The sequence below is a fragment of the Cupriavidus sp. KB_39 genome, from assembly GCF_052114485.1.
In the GTDB taxonomy this organism is placed as follows: Bacteria; Pseudomonadota; Gammaproteobacteria; order Burkholderiales; family Burkholderiaceae; genus Cupriavidus.
This window is the reverse complement of record NZ_JBFREV010000028.1, coordinates 15808-33248: the sequence shown is the minus strand read 5'-3', so window position 1 is coordinate 33248 and position 17441 is coordinate 15808. Positions and strand designations below refer to the sequence as shown.

The following is a 17441-nucleotide window of genomic DNA, read 5'->3' as shown; positions in this document are numbered from 1 at the left end:
TCGGTACCCCGTCAGGCGCTGTGCAGCGCGGCGGGCACGCGGCGGCCCTCGCCCTGCTCTTCGGCCAGGCGCGTGGCGAACTCATCCACGAACACCGCCATGTCGGCGCCGATGGCGTCCGAGCGCGAGGCCAGCCAGTTGTAGCCGAACAGCGCCGGAATGGCGACGCCGAGGCCGGCGGCGGTACACAGCAGCGCCGCGGCCATGCCCGGTGCCACCGAGTTGATGTCCACGGCGCCGGCCATGGCCGCCACCACGAACACCAGCATGATGCCGATGACGGTGCCGAACAGGCCCACGTACGGGGCGCCTTCGATGGTGGTGGAGAGCCAGTTCATGCGTTGTGCCATGCGCTCGTTCTCGCGCACCATCACGCCGTCCATCGCCGCGCGGATCGCGCTGATGGTGGCGTCGGACACCGCGTTGAGGTCGTAGCCCATCTGGTGGCGGCGGTGCAGCTCCTCGGTGGCCACCTCGTACAGGCGCCACAGCGACGAGTTCGCCTTCACCTCCGCYGGCACGCGGCCGGTCTTGGCGAGRTGGTCCAGCGARGCCGCGGACGTATCGCGGAAATGCGTCATGAAGGCGGCGTTGGCGCGCGCGTTGGCGCCATAGCTGCGGCCCTTGGTGATCATGATGGCCCACGACGTGGCCATCATCAGGCCCAGCAGCGCCACCACGATCCAGGCGTCCAGCGGCATGGCCGCGAGGATGAAGCCGAAGTGGCTCTTGCCGGCCTGCTGTTCATCGGGGCCGAASGCCGTCAGGCGCGATTCGGCGCCTTGCGACACGGCGTCCGCCAGCAGCAGCGGCGCCGGGCGCGCGATCTTCGACAGGCGCAGTTCGTCGATGGCACCGGCGAACGGCGTGCCGCTGGTTTCGGCGGTACCCCCGGCCACCGGCGCGCCGATGGCGGCRGGCGTGTTCAGCGCCGGCAGCGCCAGCGGCAGCGTTGCGGCAGAGCGGCCACCCACGAAGAGCGTGACGGCCTTGCCATCCGCATTGACCGCCAGGTGCGACCACTGCCCGGCCTGCACCGGCTGGCCCGGGCGGCTGCGCTGGCCGTTGACCTGCACGAACGGCACGCCCTGGTCGATGCCGATCACCAGTTCGCTGGCGCCATCGCGGCGGGCATAGATCACCTGCTGCGCGCCAAGCTGGTCCGGGCGCACCCACGCCGAGAACGTGAAGGGAGCGCCGGCCTGGAGCGCCAGCGACGGCGAGGCGGGCAGCATCAGCGGTGCCGTGCCAAGCTGGGCGCCGCGACCGATGATGGTGCCGTCCTTGCTCACCACRGCGGTCTGGCTGTTGTTGCCGTAGGCGGTGGAATCGCGCGCCGGCACGTTGGCTTCGGCGAAGTGATAGACCAGCGTGTAGTCGGGGTCGAAGCTGCGCTGGCCGTTGCCTGAGGCGGGTGCCTTGGGGTTGCCGTAGTACATCCAGATCTGCTGCGGGCTGCCCGCCGAGACGGCCGGTACATCCACCCAGACCAGTGCGATGCCCAGCAGCGGGTCGAACTGTTCGATCTGGTGGTTCAGCACGGTCTTGTCGTCACCGGCGACAAAGCGCAGGTCGGCGCCGCTCTCGCTGACGCCCTCGAAGGTGAAATTGCCGGTATGCAGGCGCAGCAGCACCGGCGTGCGGCCGGCATCGCCGCCGATGGCGCCGCCCTGCGGGCCGGCATCGATCGTGACCGGCTTGCGATAGGCCCAGTCGGGCTGCCACCAGGCGTGCGCCAGGCCCGGCAGCAGGGTGCTCGCTAGCGCGAGCAGAAGCAAAACGATGCGTCGCATGACAAGGGTTCTCCGTAGATATATGAGKGGCGCCCGCGCTCAGTAGCTCGCGGTGACGCTGAAATTCAGGCGTGGGTCGAAGCGTTCCGTGCGGGGGCCGGCCTTGAGCGGGAAGCCCAGGTCCAGGCGGCCCGTGACCTGCTGGCCGAGGCGGAAGCTGGTGCCCAGGCCCACCGAGGCCAGCGAGAACGTGCTTTCCTGCTCGGGCAGCGGTTCGCGCAGCCGCAGCTGGCCGCCATCGACGAAGGCGTACACGCGCCAGTCCTCGACCACGGTGGGGAAGAACGGCAGCGGCGGCGCGCGCAGTTCGACCGAGCCGACCACGCCGTAGTCGCCGGTGGCTTCAGCCGAGAGGTAGCCGCGCACCGAGTTCATGCCGCCGGCCGCGATCTGYTCGCTCGACACCAGCGGGGAATCGGTGATCTGCCCGGCCAGCCGCCATGCGAGCTGGGTGTTGCCGGGGAAGCTGTAGCTGCCGGTGGTRTCGGCCTTGAGCACRGTGAAGCTCGGCGACGCCTTGTAGCGCTTGTAGTCGAACTGTTCCCAGTTGCTGCCGTAGCCGAGGAAGCTGCGCGTGCCGGATACCAGCGCGATATTCAGGCCGTACTGGCCGCGCTCGCTCTGGGTGAAGCCCGCATAGGACAGCGTGATGGGCGCGTACTTGAGCGGCACGTTGTCGCTGGAGGCGCCGAACCGGGTGGTTTCCTGGTTGTCCTTGAAGTCCACGCCCAGGCTCAGGGCATGCCACCACGCGCCGGTGTCCGGCACGGTGTAGGTGCCCTTGATCCCGACCGAATGGCCCTTGCCGAGCACGCTGGTGCCGCCCACGGTGGCGACATTGCTGTCCGACTTGTAGCCCGAGGCTTCCACGCTCCAGTTCGTGCCCCGGAACGGCGCCACGTAGGAGCCCGAGAACACCTTGGTCTGGTTCATGTCCTGCGGYGCGCCGAAGAARCTCAGCGAGGCGCTGTGGCCGAGCTGCCAGAGGTTGTCGTGCCCCAGCGAGGCGGTGGCGCGCAGGGCCTCGGTATCGGGGCTGTAKTCGTTGTTCAGGCCGACGCTGGCGCGCCACGGGCTGCTGTCGTCCACCTTCAGGTCGACATCCATCGTGCCGGGCAGGCTGCCCTGCCGGACCAGCGGCGCCACCTGGCGCTTGGCGCCGCGATTCACGGCGGTCAGCTCCGCCTGCACCTGCGTGAAGTCGGGCACGGCGCCTTCCTTCAGCGCCGGTACCTGCTCGCGCACCTCGCGCGGCGAGTTGTACTCGGTGCCCACCACGCGCACGCGGCCCACGCGCGTCTCGCTGACCTGCAGGAACACGATGCCGCCGCTGACCTGCTGCTCGGGCAGTTCGACATAGACCGACTGGTATCCCTTGGCCTGGTAGGCCGCCGTGAGCGCGTCCCGCGCGCCCTCGATGTCCTGCATGGTGCGGTCCGGGCCCAGGAACGGGCGGACCGCCCGCTCGATCGAGCGGACGTCGAGCACGGTATTGCCGCGCACGATGTACTCGTTGACGTTGACACGCCGCGCCGTCTCGGCCTTGCCCGGCGCGGGCGCAGTGGCCTCAGCTGCGGTAGCGGCCGTGGCGCTGGCGGCCGGCGCCTCTGCCGTTGCCGCCTGCTGCGCCCCTGCCAAACCCGAGGTTCCCAGTCCAATGACCGCCAGCCACACCGCACTCCAGCTCGAAGGCGGGCCGTTCTTCTTCACGTCATGCATTGTTGACTCAATTGCTCTTGTTCGATTCGGTGCCGTGGCGCGCCCGCGGCCTCGACCAAGGCCCGTGATGCGGATGCATTCGGCAGCGGGAGACATGATGGAAAGCCTTCATGTCAGCGTTGCGCTCGGTTGCCTAGACGGCCGGCACGGGCGCCGACTGTCGTTTGTCACAAAAGCTTCATTGAGAAAAAATGGTGCGCGGCCGCGCGGCACGGCTGGCTATACTCGGGCGAGGCAGAGCGCCCACACGAACGACAGGAACGACACGAACGACACGAACGGAGGCATCGACATGGGCATGCAGAACTGGCTGGTGGCGATAGCCGCCATCGCGGCGGGTAGCGCGGCGCCCATGGCGTCGGCCTGGGCGGCGCCGTGCGTGGAAGTGGAGGTGAACGGCGAACGCGCGCCTTCGTACGACTGCCTGACCGAAAAGCTGAAACCCACGGGCGGCGGCCCGGCCGGCAAGGGAGAGTCGACGATGTCGTCCGAGTCGATCGTGCAACGGCCATCGAACCAGCTGGGGCTCTATAACAACGCCGCCACCAGCCATCGCATGGGGAACACCTTCGGTACGTCGGTCTATCCCCAGCGGCCGGCCACCCCGCCGCCGGCTGCGCCGGTGGTGCCGCGCGGGCAGCCCTGACGGCTGCCGTTTTTCTCGGGCGGCGCACCCCCTGCGCCGGCCCATGTCACCGCCTTCTACCCGCGTCCCCTCTCCTCTCGCTGCCCGCAATCGGCGCCTTCGACCTGCCCAAATGTATCTAAATGTTTCCAAACGTATCATGTTGTACAAATCAATACGAATCATTATCATTCGTACTTCCTTTCGTATTGACCTCTCAATTCATGCGTCTCACACGTATCGCGCTCGTTACCGGCTCCCTGCTTTCGACGTGGCCGGCGGCCCATGCCCTCGCTGCCGACGGCCAGGAATTGCCGGCCGTGGTGGTCACCGGCACCCGCTCGGAGAAGTCGATCGATGAGACGCCCATCCGTACCGAGGTGGTGGATCGCCAGGAAATCGAGCGCACCCACGCCCGCACGCTGAAAGACGCGCTGGAGAACGTGCCCGGCCTGCAACTGCGGGAAATCCACGGCAAGTCGGGCTACGARGTGACGCTGCAGGGCATGACCAGCGACCAGGTGCTGGTGCTGATCGACGGCCTGCCGATTACGGCCAGCACCGGCTCCACGGTGGATGTCTCCCAGTACTTGCTGACCGACGTGGACCGGGTGGAGGTGGTGAAGGGGGCCAGTTCGGCGCAATACGGCAGTTCGGCCATGGGCGGCGTGATCAACGTCATCACGCGCCCCATCCGCAAGGGCTTTTCGGGCGCGATGACGGCCGATGGCGGCAGCTACGGCGGCCAGAACGCCGATGGCTCGCCCGGCCTGCTGCACGGCAACGTGCGCGTGGAAGGCGGCACCGAGCAGTTCCGYGGCCGGCTTTCCGCCGATGGCCTGGACAACAAGGGCTTCGCGGTGGACCCCGATGGCTGGACCCGCCACGGCGACGCCGTGCGCCGCCAGCAGTACGCGGGCCGGCTGGAGTGGCTGCCCACGCAGGCCGGCAGCTTCTGGTTCGACGCCAGCGCCTATCGGGAGACCGACGAGCAGCGCTACCAGTACTACGCCCCGCCCAACTACGTGCCGCAGCGCAAGACCGAGGATATCGACCGCAACCGCTATACCTACGGCGGGCAATGGCGCTTCGACAACGGCGTGCGGGCCCGGCTGGCGGGCGTGGCCGAGACCTACGACACCACCACGCGCGAGTTCTCCAACAGCTTCCAGACCGCCACGCGCAACAGTTCGCAGCGCACCGACCATGTGTCGACCCAGTTCGACCTGCCGGCTTGGTACTCGCAACTCTGGCAGTTCGGCGCCGATTTCCACCGMGAGCGGCTGGACCAGACCGTCAACGGCGCCTCCGAGCTGGCCGGGAATGCCGAGCGCCGCGCCGGCGAGCTCTACTTCCAGAACGACATCCTGTTCAGCGAGACCTGGGAGATGATCGTCGGCCTGCGCGGCCAGCAGGATTCGGACTTCGGCAGCCACTTCGCGCCCAAGATCGGCGTGCGCGGCAACCTGCTCGCCACCGAGGACTGGAAGGGCGTGCTGCGCGCCAACTACGGCCAGGGCTATCGCGTGCCGAACCTCAAGGAGCGGCACTACCTGTTCGACCACAGCTCGCTGGGCTACATGGTGCTGGGCAACCCGGACCTCAAGCCCGAGTCGTCGCACAGCTTCCAGCTCGGCGGCCAGTTGAGCTGGCGCGACCGCGTGACGGTGGATGCCAACCTGTTCTACAACCGCGTCTCGGACCTGATCCAGACCGACATGGCCAACTTCACGCTGGTCAACGGCATTGCCACCTACACCTACCGCAACGTGGCACGGGCACGCACCCAGGGCGCGGAAACCTCGCTGCGCTGGCGCGCCACCGGGGCGCTGGGCCTGACCGCCGCCTACACCTACACCGACGCAGACGACCTCGACACCGGCGCGCAGCTGACCCGCCGTCCGCGCCATATGGGCCGGCTCGGCGCGGACTGGCGCGTGCTGCCATCCACCGAGATCACCGCWCGGGCGCGCTTCCAGAGCAGCGAAGTGGCGGATTCCACCACCGGCGCGCGCTCGCCGGGCTGGGGCACGCTCGATCTGGTCGTCAACCAGCGCATCGGCCGCAATGCCGCCGTCTTCGCGGGCGTGAACAACCTGTTCGGCCGCCAGCGCGATTTTTCGAATGCCAGTGATTTCGGGCCCGTGGCGGGGCGCTTTGTCTATCTGGGCGCGCGATTCAATGTCGACGTCGTCCGCTGATTCCAACAAGCAACCAGGGGAGCGAACTACCATGAACAATACCCAACCCACCACTCGCCGCGCGCTGGGCGCGCTCAGTATCATCGCGCTCGCCGCGACCCTTGCCGCCTGCGGCGGCGGCGGCGACGACGGCGGTACCGCCACCACGCCGCCCACCAGCGGCGGTGGCGGCGTGGTCGCGCCGCCGACCGTCACGCCCACGTCGAGCTTCACGCAGACGGCCGAATGGACGTTCACGCTGCCGGCCGCCGGCACGTCGCTGTGCTACGACTTCAACACCAAGGCCGAAGTGGCCGGCTGCACGGGCACCGGCTGGGACCTGAAGGTCACCAGCAGCGGGCTCACCGGCACGCTCTGGAGCAATAGCGGCACGAGCGGTACCGGCGGCGGCGGCGTGTTCGGCAGCCCCCTCGCGAACACCTGGGCTGACCTGTCCACCTGGAAGAACGCCACCATCGATCCGGTCAATGGCACGCTGCCTGCCGCCGTGTTCCTGAAGGACTCCGCTGCCGGCGTGTTCGCGAACAGCAACTCGATCAGCTCGGCAGCCTTCGAGTACGGCGTGGCCAGCGCCACCGACCACCTGCTCTACCCCACCTATCGCACCTTCATCGTCACCAGCAACAGCGCCAGCGCGGACACCACGGGCACCGTGGGGGCGCCGGTCTTCGCGCTGCAGGTCACTGGCTACTACGGCGGCTCGGGCGGTACCACGTCCGGCTATCCGTCGTTCCGCTGGATCGACCGCACTGCGCCGGGCGTGGTGCGCACGGCCCAGGTCAATGCCTCGGCGGACTGGGTCTACTACGACCTGGTGGCGGGTGCCGTCAGCACGGCCAGCGGCACGTGGCATATCGCGTTCAACCGCTACAACGTGAAGCTGAACGGCGGCCAGTCCGGCAGCGGCACCGTGGCGGGCTTCCTGGGCAAGACGCCGGCGGGCTTCTATGACGGCACTGGTGCGCCGGTGGCGTCGAAGTTCGCCGATGCCTCGAACCTCACTGCCACGCTGGCCGACCTCACCGCGCCGGACCTGACGCTGCCCACGGCCGCCAACCAGTGGATCAAGGACGCCAACGCGTCCGCGCTGAACCCGAAGTACACCGGCGCCTACCCGAACGCGCTGAACTACGGCTGGCTCTCCTACTTCCCGACCGCCGCCGCATCGGCCGCGAACGGCCTGCCCGCCGTGGCCCACCTGATCGCCGCCAATCCGCAAGGCGCCGTGATGCTGCGCGGTGGCGAAGGTTCCACCTACGCCCGCTTCCACCTGACCAAGATCCAGTACGCGGATCCGAACGTCAACAGCAGCGCACAGACGTGGACCATCAACTTCGACGTGCAGCCCTGATACCCGACACCCAAGAACCCTATGGCACAAGATAGTTTTGAAGCCCTGCGCCAGCGCCACGCCGCGCTGGTGGCCGCCACACCCGACCTGCGCATCCGCGAGCGCGCCAGCCGCCTCGGCGCCACCGAAGCCGAACTGGTGGCCGCCGGCTGCGGCGTGWCCTCGCGCCAGCTGGGCGRCACCGCGCAGGCGCTGTTCCGCGACCTCGGCTCGCTCGGGTCGGTCATGGCGCTGTCCCGCAACGACGCCGCCGTGCACGAGCGGCACGGCCACTACGACAACATCCAGGCCGATGATGGCCCGGTCGGCATCGTGCTCGGGCCGGACATCGACCTGCGCATGTTCTTCAGCGCGTGGCAGTACTTCTACGCGGTGACCGAGAACGGCCGGGACAGCATCCAGTTCTTCGACAAAGCCGGCGAGGCGGTGCACAAGATCTACCGCACCGACCACACCGACGCGGCAGCCTGGCAGGCGTACATCGACMGGCACGCCCTGCCGGCGGGGACGCCGGTGACGCCGGTGGTGGTGGYGCCGTTCGCGGCGTCCACCGAGGCCGCCCAGCCCGCCGACCCCGAAGCGCTGCGTGCCGACTGGCGCGGCCTGAAGGACACGCACGACTTCTTCAGCATGCTGCGCCAGCACAAGGTGTCGCGCATCGGCGCGCTGCGCACGGCCGGCCAGGACCTCGCGCAGCAGGTGGCCGACGGCGCGGTGGAAACGATGCTGCAGCAGGCGGCGGAGATGGGGCTGTCGATCATGTGCTTTGTCGCCAATCGCGGCATCGTGCAGATCCACACCGGCCCGGTGCAGARGCTGGTCCGGACCGGCCCGTGGTTCAACGTGCTGGATCCGGCCTTCAACCTGCACCTGAACACCACGGCGGTGACGTCGAGCTGGGTGGTCAACAAGCCCACGGTCGATGGCTGGGTCACGTCGCTCGAGCTGTACAGCGCGGAGGGCGAGCTGATCGTCCAGTTCTTCGGCGAGCGCAAGCCCGGCAAGCCGGAGTTGCCGGCGTGGCGCGCCCTGCTGGAGTCCTTGTGCCCGACGGCGCTGGCGGCGTAAGCCGTCTTTTCAGGAAGGAGTTTTCATCATGACTTTGCTGCGCCTGGCGCTGCTTTCGCTGCTGTGCGCAGCCGGCATGACCCACGCGGCGCCGCCGGCCCGCGTGGTCGGGCTGGGCGGCGCCATCACCGAGATTGTCTATGCGCTCGACGCCGGCGGCACGCTGGTCGGCGCCGATTCGTCGAGCATCTACCCGCCCGAGGCGCTCAAGCTGCCCAAGGTGGGCTACTACCGCACGTTCTCTGTGGAGGGCGTTGCCAGCCTGAAGCCGAACCTCGTGCTGGCGTCCGACCAGAGCGGCCCGCCGCAGGCCTTCGAGCAACTGCAGCGCCTGGGCAGCAAGGTGGTGGTGCTGCCCTCCGCGCCCACGCTGGCGGCGCTGGACCAGCGCATCCTCGGCGTGGCCGCCGCGCTGGATATGCAGGCCCGGGGCACCGCCATGGTGGAACGCCTCCATGCCGAACTGCGCGAGATCAAGCCGCCGGCGCAGCGTCCGCGCGTGCTGCTGGTGAGCAGCCATACCGGCAAGATGCAGGCCGCCGGCGAGGACACCGCCGCCGACGCGATGCTGGCGCTGGCCGGCGCGACCAACGTGCTGGCCGGCCAGACCGGCTACAAGCCGTTCTCGGCCGAGGCCGCCGCCGCGCTCAAACCCGATGTCATCGTCACCACGACGATGTCCGTCAGTGCCAGCGGCAGCGTGGACAAGTTCCTGGCGCAGCCCGGCCTGAACGCCACGCCGGCCGCGCGACAGAAACGCGTGGTTGTCATGGATGACCTGCTGCTGCTCGGCTTCGGCCCGCGCCTGCCGGACGCGCTGCGCCAGCTGCAGGCCGGCTTTGCGGCCCGCCCGGTGGCCGCCGCACGCTGATGCCGCGTCCGCCGCTTGCCGTATTCACGGCCCTGTGCGCCGTGCTGGTGGTCTCCGCGCTTTGGGCATCCGCCAGCGGCGCGCTGTCGATCCCGCACGCCAAGCTGCTGCCGCTGCTGTGGTCCGGCGCCACCGACGGTGACGATGTGATCTGGCGCAATGTCCTGATCGAAGTGCGCCTCCCGCGCATTGTGCTGGCCGTGACCGTGGGCGCCGCACTGGCGCTCTCGGGCGCGGTGATGCAGGCGCTGTTCCGCAACCCGCTGGCGGAGCCGGGCCTGATCGGCATCTCGCTGGGCGGTGCCGCCGGTGCGGTAGCGGCCATCGTGCTGGGCGCCGAGGGGCTGTTCGGCATCGCGCCGGCAGCGTTCGGCGGCAGCCTGATCGCCACCGCACTGGCCTATCGCCTCGGCTCGCAGCGGCCCGGCGTGGCCAACCTGTTGCTGGCCGGCGTGGCCATCAACGCCATCTGCGCCAGCATCGTCGGCTTCTTTACCTATCAGGCCAGCGATGTGCAGCTGCGCAACCTCACTTTCTGGAACATGGGCAGTCTGGCCGGGGCCACCTGGAGCATGCTGGCCTGGCTGGTACCGCTCGTGGTGGTGATCTGCGCGCTGATGCTGCGCGACTGGCGCGCCATGAACGCGCTGCTGCTGGGCGAGCGGGAAGCGCAGCACCTCGGCTTCGACCTCGCGCGCCTGCGCCGGCGCCTGATCGTGCTGACGGCGCTGCTGGTGGGACCGATCGTCGCCGTGACCGGCACCATCACCTTTGTCGGGCTGGTGGTACCGCATCTGATCCGCCTGCCGCTGGKGGCCGATCACCGCTGGCTGCTGCCGAATACGCTGGCTGGTGGCGCGATTGCCTTGACGCTGGCCGACTGGCTGGCGCGCACGGTGGTGATTCCCGCCGAGCTGCCGATCGGCATCGTCACGAGCCTCGTGGGCGGCCCTTTCCTGTTGTGGATGCTGACGCGCCGGAGCGCCTGACATGCTGACTGCACGCAACCTGCAATGCAGCCGTGGCCGCCGCCGCGTGCTGGACGCCATCGATATCGACCTGCCCGCCGGCGAAGTGCTTGGCGTGCTGGGCGCCAACGGCGCCGGCAAGAGCACGCTGCTCGGCACGCTGGCCGGCGAACTGAAGCCGGAACTGAGCCCGGAGCCGGGCCTGTTGCTCAACGGGCGCGAGATGGCGGCGTGGTCGGTGGCGTCGCTGGCGCGCTGCCGCGCCGTGCTGCCGCAATCGCCGGGGCTCGGCTTCGACCTGCCCGCGCACGAGGTGGTGGCGATGGGTGCCTACCCGTTTCCCGAACTGACGCCGCGTGCGCTCGCGACGCTGATCGACCGCGCCTTGGAGATTGCCGACGTGAGCGCCCTGGCGCCGCGCGCCTACCAGAGCCTGTCCGGCGGCGAGCAGCAGCGCGTACAGTTCGCCCGCACGCTGGTGCAGGTGCTGGCCTGCCGGGCGGCAGAGGAGTACCGCGTGCTGTTTCTCGACGAACCCACTTCCAGCCTGGACCCGCGCCACCAGTTGCTGCTGCTCCAGGCCGTGCGGACGCTGAGCCGCACCGATGGCCTCGCGGTGCTGGTCGTGCTCCACGACGTCAACCTCGCCGCCCGCTGGTGTGACCGCCTGCTGTTGCTGGCCGACGGGCGCACCGTCGCGCTCGGCACGCCAGCGAACGTGCTGTCCCCGGCCCATCTGGCTACGGTCTACGGCATGGACGCCGCCGTCATCGACTCCCCGGTGCAGCCGGGTACGCCGATGGTGGTGTTCGGCTGAGCGCTACGCCCAGCCGGGGGCCGCTCAGATCGGCAGGCCCTTCTCGCGCAGCACTGCGTCGAACCGTTCCGGGTCCGCCGTGCCGAGCCGGTTCGTTTCGCGGATCTTGGCCTCACGCTCCAGGTGCAGCCGCGTGCGGCGCAAGACATCGGCGGCATCGGCCGCCGGTACCGCGATGACGCCATCGGCATCCCCGACGATCAGGTCGCCCGGCATGACGGCCATGCCTGCGCACGACACCGGCACGTTGATCTCGCCGGGACCATCCTTGCTCGGGCCGCGATGGGTATGGCCTCTCGCAAAAATCGGCATGCCGTCCTCGGCCCACTCCAGCAGGTCGCGGATCGCCCCGTCGATCACCAGCCCGCCGAGGCGCTTGGCCACGCAGGTGGTGCGCATCAGGCCACCAACGAGGGCCTGCGTGACGTCGGCRCCGCCGTCGATCACGAGCACGTCGCCGGGCTGCACCATCATCAGCGCCTTGTGGATCATGAGGTTGTCACCGGGCCGCACGCGCACGGTCACGGCCGGCCCGCAGAGCACCGTTTCGAGCCGCGCGTGATACTGCCGCAGGCCGTAGGTGCCGACGTTGCGGCTCATGGCATCGCCGATGGCRGCCACRGGCATCTCGCGGAACGCRTCGACGATGGCTTTCGCGGGCCCCTCGGCGCGCGGGTTGATGCGATAGCCGGCCGGCCACTGCACCGGTTGGTTGGTATCGGTCATATTCAGGACGCTCCCTTGTCAGCGGTGATTCAGCGCAGTTGTTCGCAGGCCGTGCGCAGACGCGCCAGGCCGGCCTCGAGCCGTTGCATCGACGTGGCGAACGAGATGCGGAAGAACGGCGACACGCCATAGGCGCCGCCCTGCAGCACCGCCAGGTTCTGCGCATCGAGCAGGTACATCACGAAATCCTCGTCCGTCTCGATCCGCTTGCCATCGGGCGTGGTCTTGCCCAGCAAGGCCGCGCACGAGGGAAACACGTAGAACGCGCCTTCGGGCGCATGGCAGGTGATGCCGGGCATGGTGTTCAGCGCGCTCACCACCGCATCCCGGCGCGACTGGAACACGCGGGTGCGTTCGGCGATGAAGTCCTGCGGCCCATTCAGCGCCTCCAGCGCGGCGGCCTGGCTGATCGATGACGGATTCGACGTGCTTTGCGACTGCAGCTTGACCATCGCCTTGACCAGTTCCGCCGGGGCACCGCCGTAGCCAATGCGCCAGCCGGTCATGGCGTAGGCCTTCGAGACGCCGTTGATGGTCAGCGTGCGTTCCTTGAGCGCCGGCTCCACCTGGGCGATGGTCGCGAACTCGCGGCCGTCGTAGAGGATGTGCTCGTAGATGTCATCCGTCATCACCCAGACGTGCGGATGCCGCAGCAGCACCTCGGCCAGGCCCTTCAGCTCCGCATACGAATAAGTGGCGCCGCTCGGGTTGTTCGGCGCATTCAGCACCAACCAGCGCGTGCGCGGCGTGATGGCCGCCTCGAGCTGGGCGGGCGTGAGCTTGAACGCGTTCTGGGGCAGGCAGTTGACGAAGACCGGCTTGCCTTCGGCCAGCAGCACGATGTCCGGATACGAGACCCAGTACGGCGCCGGCACGATGACTTCGTCACCGGCCTGCAGGGTGCACATGAAGGCGTTGAAGATGATCTGCTTGCCACCCGTGCCGACGATCAGCTCGTTGGGCGCGTAGTCGAGCCTATTGTCSCGGCGGAACTTGTCGGCAACGGCCGCGCGSAGCTCCGGCGTGCCGCCGACGTCGGTGTACTTGGTCTGCGACGCCGACATGGCGCGCGTGRCGGCCTCGCAGATGTTCTGCGGGGTGTCGAAGTCAGGCTCGCCGGAGGTCAGTCCGATGATGTCGCGGCCAGCGGCGCGCAACTCCCGGGCGCGCTGGCCCGCCATGGAACTGGGCGACGGCTTGATACGGTTCAGGCGTTCAGCAATGAGGGGCATGATCAGAGCGGTTGKGGGKTGATGGGACCGGGTACGGAACCCGGCCGGGATGGCTTGAGGAACTGGCGGTGCTGCCGCAGGTACGGCACCAGGCCGCCAGCTTCGCGGATGGTCAGGACGACATCGGGCACAGGCTCGCACGCAATCACATGCGCGCCCTCGGCGCCGACGTGCAACGTGGCCTGCGCGCCGGCAAGCCGCAGCGAGAGCGGCGCGCCTTCCGGCACGGCCTCGGTATCGGCGGTATCGGCGGTAATCAGCAGCAGGCCGTTATTCACGGCATTGCGCCAGTACGTGCGGGCAAAACTCTTCGCCACGACCACGCGGATGCCGGCGGCCAGCACCACCGTGACGGCCACCTCCATGGCGGAGCCACAGCCGAAGTTGTGCCCTGCCACGAGGATGTCGCCATCGCGGACGCTTCCCGCGAAGTCGGGGTCGAGGTCTTCCAGCAGGAACTGCCGCAACACGTGCGGATCGACACTGTGCTTCTTGCGGCTGGAGGCAATGATGTAGTCGGTGTTGATATCGTCCCCCAGACGACGGGCGCGGCCTTCGATGACAAGGGAACGGGGACTGGCGACGGCGGGCAACGGCGAATTCATGGCGTGACGACGAGGTCTCGGGGGTCCGCCAGATGGCCACTCGCTGCGGCGGTGGCGCAGGCAAGCGGCGAGGCGAGGAAGATCTGCGCATGGCGATTGCCCATGCGCCCCTTGAAATTGCGGTTGGCGGTCGAGATCACGCGTTGGCCGTCCGCTGGAATGCTGCCGCAGGTGCCGCAGCAGCTGCCGCATCCGGGCGGCTGCAACTCGGCGCCCAGGGCGACGAATTCGGCGAGCATGCCGTTGCGCTCCATCTCGGCCCGCACGGGTTCGGACGCCGGCGTGACGATCAGCCGCACGCCCGGCGCCACGCCGCCGCGTGCGTGCAGCACGGACAGCGCCTCGCGGTAGTCCTTCACGCGGCCACCGGTACAGGTGCCGAGGTAGACGATGTCGATCTTGGTATCGCCCGCGTCGGCCAGATCGACCACGTTGTCCACGCGGTGCGGCAACGCCACCTGCGGCGCGACCACCGAGAGGTCGAAGGTCATCGTATCGACATAGCTGGCATCGGCGTCGGCCGAGACCGGCGTGTAGCGGCCCGGGTCGACGGACGCGTTGGCCGACAGCCAGTCCGCCGTGCATGCATCGAACGGAAACAGCCCGGCCTTGGCGCCCATTTCCACTGACATGTTGGCGAGCACGATCCGGTCGTCCATATCGAGCGTCGCCACGCCGGGGCCGGCGAACTCCAGTGCCAGATAGTTGGCCCCGCCCACGCCGAGCCGCCGGGCCATGGTCAGGGCGACATCTTTCGCCGAAGCGTAGGCCGGCAGCGTGCCCGTCAGCCAGATGCGMAGCGTGCCGGGGACCTTCAGCCAGAGCTGTCCGCACTGGAAGATGCCGGCGAGATCGGACGAGCCGATACCGGAGCCAAACGCGTTGAGCGCGCCATAGCTGACCGCATGCGAATCGGCACCGACCACGAGCTGGCCCGGCAGCACGCGGCCACGTTCCAGCATCAATTGATGGCCGATGCCCTCGCCTACCTCGAACACGCACAGGCCGTGGGTCTGGGCATAACTGCGCGCCCGGTCCTGCAGCCGCAGCGCCTGCTCGCCCGACGGGGCGCCATAGTGGTCCAGCGCGAACACCAGCCGCTCCGGAAAGGCTGGCGGCGGCAAGTCGCCCTCGGGCTGCATGTCGCGGAAGTAGTCGAGCGCCATCGGGATCGACCCGTCGGTGCCCATCGCGCCATGCGGCACGCAGATCGCCAGGTCGTCGGCATAGACCGCTTCGCCTGCGGCGCGCGACAACAACTTCTCGGCAAGGGTCTGGCCACGCGTGGCGGCCGGCTGGAGAGACGTCATAACGATCAGGGCGTGACTCAGTTGAGCTTGATCTGGGCGGTCTTGATGACCTTGCCCCACTTGTCGTGCTCGGCCTGGATCAGGCGCGCGAAGTCCTCGGGCGAGCCGCCGACCGGTTCCACGCCCAGATTCAGGAGCTTCGCCTTGACGTCATCGGACTTCAGGATCGCATCGATCGCACGGTTGAGCTTCAACACGATGGCGCGCGGCGTGGCGGCTGGCGCCACGACCCCACTCCACGACAGCGATTCGTAGCCCTTGACGCCGGCTTCGTCGAGCGTCGGCACATTGGGCAGGCCGGGAAGGCGCTTGCGGCTGGTCACGGCCAGCGCCTTGAGCTTGCCTTGCTGCACGAAGCCGATSGACGACGGCGCGTTGTCGAACAGCATCGTGACATTGCCGCCCAGCAGGTCGGTCAGCGCCTGCGAACTACCCTTGTAGGGCACGTGCAGCATGTTCACGCCGGTCATCGACTTGAACAGTTCGCCCGACAGGTGCGTGGAACTGCCGGGGCCGGACGACGCGAAGCTCAGCGCGCCGGGGCGCGTCTTGGCCAGTTGCACGAGGTCCGCCACGTTGGTAGCCGGCATGCCCGGCGACACCACGAGGATGTTGGCATTCTGCGTGGCATAGCTCACAGGCACGAAGTCCTTGGCCGCGTTGTAGTTGAGCTTGCCGTACAGGTGGTCGTTGATCGACAGGATGCCGGTGGCCCCCATCAGCAGCGTGTAGCCGTCAGCGGGAGACTTGGCCACCAGTTCGGCGCCGATATTGCCGCTGGCGCCGGCGCGATTGTCCACCACGAACGGCTGCTTGAACTGCTCCTGCAGCTTCTCSGCGAGAATGCGCGCCACCACGTCGGTGGAGCCACCRGCGGCGAACGGCACGACGATGCGGACCGCCTTGTCGGGATAGGTATCTTCCGGGCCGGCAAAGGCGAAGGTGGGCAAACAGGCAAGCAGGACTGCGGCGCGACCAAACAGGTTCTTCATGGGGGGATCCTGGGCAGAGGGGGATAGTTTTGGCTTGGCCACGTATGCAGCCCCGTGGTTGCGAACAGAGTCTAGAGACGGCCATTACCGTGGACAATCGACTTTTTTGCGCCCACTATTACCAAATTCTGATAAATCGCCCCTTCGCACCCGCCTGATGCGTCACAACGTCACCCTCAAGCAGTTCCGCTGTTTCCTGGCCGTGGCCGAGACCGGTTCGTTCACCGCCGCGGCGTTGCGGCTCCACATCACCCAGTCCGCGCTGACCGCGACCATCCAGCAACTCGAGGAGGTGCTCGGTCTCCGGCTGTTCGACCGCACCACCCGCCGGGTGACGCTGACCGGGCATGCGGAGCGCTTCCGGCCCGAGGCGGAACGGCTGGTCAACGGTATCGACGGCGCCGTCTCGGACCTCGTGGCGCTGGCCCAGGGCGAGCGCGGGCATATCCGCATCGGCGCGGCGTCGTCGGTCATCAGCCAGTTCCTGGTGCCGGCGCTGCCGCGCTTTCGCGACGCGTATCCGGGCATCACGGTCTCGCTGCGCAACCCCGCCGCGCAGCAGACCGAGCGGCTGGTGCTTGAGGGGGAGGTCGACTTCGCCATCGACAGCAAATTTCGGGGCGCCGAAGAACTCGACTACACGCCGCTGGTGAGCGACTGCTATGGCGCGGTCTGCCACCGGGACTCGCCGCTCGCCACCCTCGATCGGCCGATCGATTGGACCGACCTGCCCACGGGCGGCTATGTCGGCTTCAGCGCAGACACCGGCATCGGCCACTTCCTGCGCACGCACGCCGCCCACTGGTCCATGCTGCAAGGCGAACACGATGAGGTAGAAAGCACCACCTACCTCTTCGCCATGCTGGCGCGCGGCAACTACTACTCGGTGCTGCCGGCGCTGGCGTATCAGCGCAACGAGTTTCCGGAACTCGTGTTCCGGGAGCTGCACGGCCCGCGCCTGTCGCGCGAGCTTTGCGTGATGACCCGGCCGCTGCGCTCGCTGGCGCCCAGCGCGCAACGGCTGCTGGCCCTGCTGACCGATACGTTGACCGAGAYGCCCATGCCGCCGGGCGTGACGCTGCTGGCCAGACGGCAGCCGGCATAGCGSCCGACGRCGATATATCGCCAGCACTGATCAATCGATCTTTATTTTTCATTGGTCA

At 68.4% G+C, this 17441-nt stretch carries 15 protein-coding genes; 8 read left to right on the top strand and 7 right to left on the bottom strand.

Annotated elements, in window-relative coordinates; genetic code table 11:
* Nucleotides 1-11 precede the first annotated feature (11 nt).
* Complete coding sequence (locus AB4Z27_RS20075; RefSeq protein ID WP_441645076.1) at nt 12-1793, bottom strand: DUF2341 domain-containing protein; 1782 nt, start codon at nt 1791-1793, stop codon at nt 12-14.
* A 39-nt stretch (nt 1794-1832) separates the two neighbouring features.
* Nucleotides 1833-3512, bottom strand: coding sequence for a ShlB/FhaC/HecB family hemolysin secretion/activation protein (locus tag AB4Z27_RS20070; RefSeq protein WP_441645075.1), 1680 nt, complete (start codon nt 3510-3512; stop codon nt 1833-1835).
* 292 nt (nt 3513-3804) lie between these two features.
* On the opposite strand from AB4Z27_RS20070, the gene AB4Z27_RS20065 reads away from it, so the two are divergent.
* From AB4Z27_RS20065 to AB4Z27_RS20035, 7 genes are all read left to right on the top strand, one after another.
* Nucleotides 3805-4158: a hypothetical protein gene (locus AB4Z27_RS20065; RefSeq protein ID WP_441592491.1), complete on the top strand. Its 354-nt coding sequence runs from the start codon at nt 3805-3807 to the stop codon at nt 4156-4158.
* 203 nt (nt 4159-4361) lie between these two features.
* A complete protein-coding gene (locus AB4Z27_RS20060; protein WP_441645074.1) occupies nt 4362-6338 on the top strand; it encodes a TonB-dependent receptor plug domain-containing protein in 1977 nt (658 codons plus the stop codon).
* Nucleotides 6339-6369: 31 nt separating this feature from the next.
* Nucleotides 6370-7689 carry an HmuY family protein gene (locus AB4Z27_RS20055; RefSeq protein WP_092295254.1) on the top strand — a complete coding sequence of 440 codons (1320 nt, stop codon included), beginning with the start codon at nt 6370-6372 and terminating at the stop codon, nt 7687-7689.
* A gap of 21 nt (nt 7690-7710) precedes the next feature.
* Nucleotides 7711-8757, top strand: a complete 1047-nt coding sequence (locus AB4Z27_RS20050; protein WP_441645073.1) for a hemin-degrading factor — start codon at nt 7711-7713, stop codon at nt 8755-8757.
* Between the two features lie 28 nt (nt 8758-8785).
* On the top strand, nt 8786-9628 hold the full coding sequence (locus AB4Z27_RS20045) for a heme/hemin ABC transporter substrate-binding protein (RefSeq protein ID WP_092295260.1): 843 nt from the start codon (nt 8786-8788) through the stop codon (nt 9626-9628).
* Nucleotides 9628-10617, top strand: coding sequence for a FecCD family ABC transporter permease (locus AB4Z27_RS20040; protein WP_441645072.1), 990 nt, complete (start codon nt 9628-9630; stop codon nt 10615-10617). Before AB4Z27_RS20045 ends, AB4Z27_RS20040 begins: the two co-directional genes overlap by 1 nt.
* A 1-nt stretch (nt 10618) precedes the next feature.
* Nucleotides 10619-11413: a heme ABC transporter ATP-binding protein gene (locus AB4Z27_RS20035; RefSeq protein WP_441645071.1), complete on the top strand. Its 795-nt coding sequence runs from the start codon at nt 10619-10621 to the stop codon at nt 11411-11413.
* A gap of 24 nt (nt 11414-11437) precedes the next feature.
* Here AB4Z27_RS20035 and AB4Z27_RS20030 read toward each other — a convergent pair whose 3' ends face one another.
* From AB4Z27_RS20030 to AB4Z27_RS20010, 5 genes are read right to left on the bottom strand one after another with little or no spacing between them, the layout of a single operon-like run.
* On the bottom strand, nt 11438-12139 hold the full coding sequence (locus tag AB4Z27_RS20030; RefSeq protein WP_441592481.1) for an RraA family protein: 702 nt from the start codon (nt 12137-12139) through the stop codon (nt 11438-11440).
* 29 nt (nt 12140-12168) lie between these two features.
* Nucleotides 12169-13371 (bottom strand): pyridoxal phosphate-dependent aminotransferase, encoded by a 1203-nt coding sequence (locus tag AB4Z27_RS20025; RefSeq protein WP_441645070.1) that lies wholly within the window; start codon nt 13369-13371, stop codon nt 12169-12171.
* Nucleotides 13372-13373: 2 nt separating this feature from the next.
* Nucleotides 13374-13976: a LeuD/DmdB family oxidoreductase small subunit gene (locus tag AB4Z27_RS20020; RefSeq protein ID WP_441645069.1), complete on the bottom strand. Its 603-nt coding sequence runs from the start codon at nt 13974-13976 to the stop codon at nt 13374-13376.
* Nucleotides 13973-15286, bottom strand: coding sequence for a 3-isopropylmalate dehydratase large subunit (locus AB4Z27_RS20015; RefSeq protein WP_092295278.1), 1314 nt, complete (start codon nt 15284-15286; stop codon nt 13973-13975). Before AB4Z27_RS20015 ends, AB4Z27_RS20020 begins: the two co-directional genes overlap by 4 nt.
* 17 nt (nt 15287-15303) lie before the next feature.
* Entirely contained in the window at nt 15304-16278 is a 975-nt protein-coding gene (locus AB4Z27_RS20010; protein ID WP_092295281.1) for a Bug family tripartite tricarboxylate transporter substrate binding protein, read from the bottom strand.
* 157 nt (nt 16279-16435) lie between these two features.
* Here AB4Z27_RS20010 and AB4Z27_RS20005 point away from each other — a divergent pair, with 157 nt between their 5' ends.
* Nucleotides 16436-17383 (top strand): LysR family transcriptional regulator, encoded by a 948-nt coding sequence (locus AB4Z27_RS20005; RefSeq protein ID WP_441645068.1) that lies wholly within the window; start codon nt 16436-16438, stop codon nt 17381-17383.
* Nucleotides 17384-17441 lie beyond the last annotated feature (58 nt).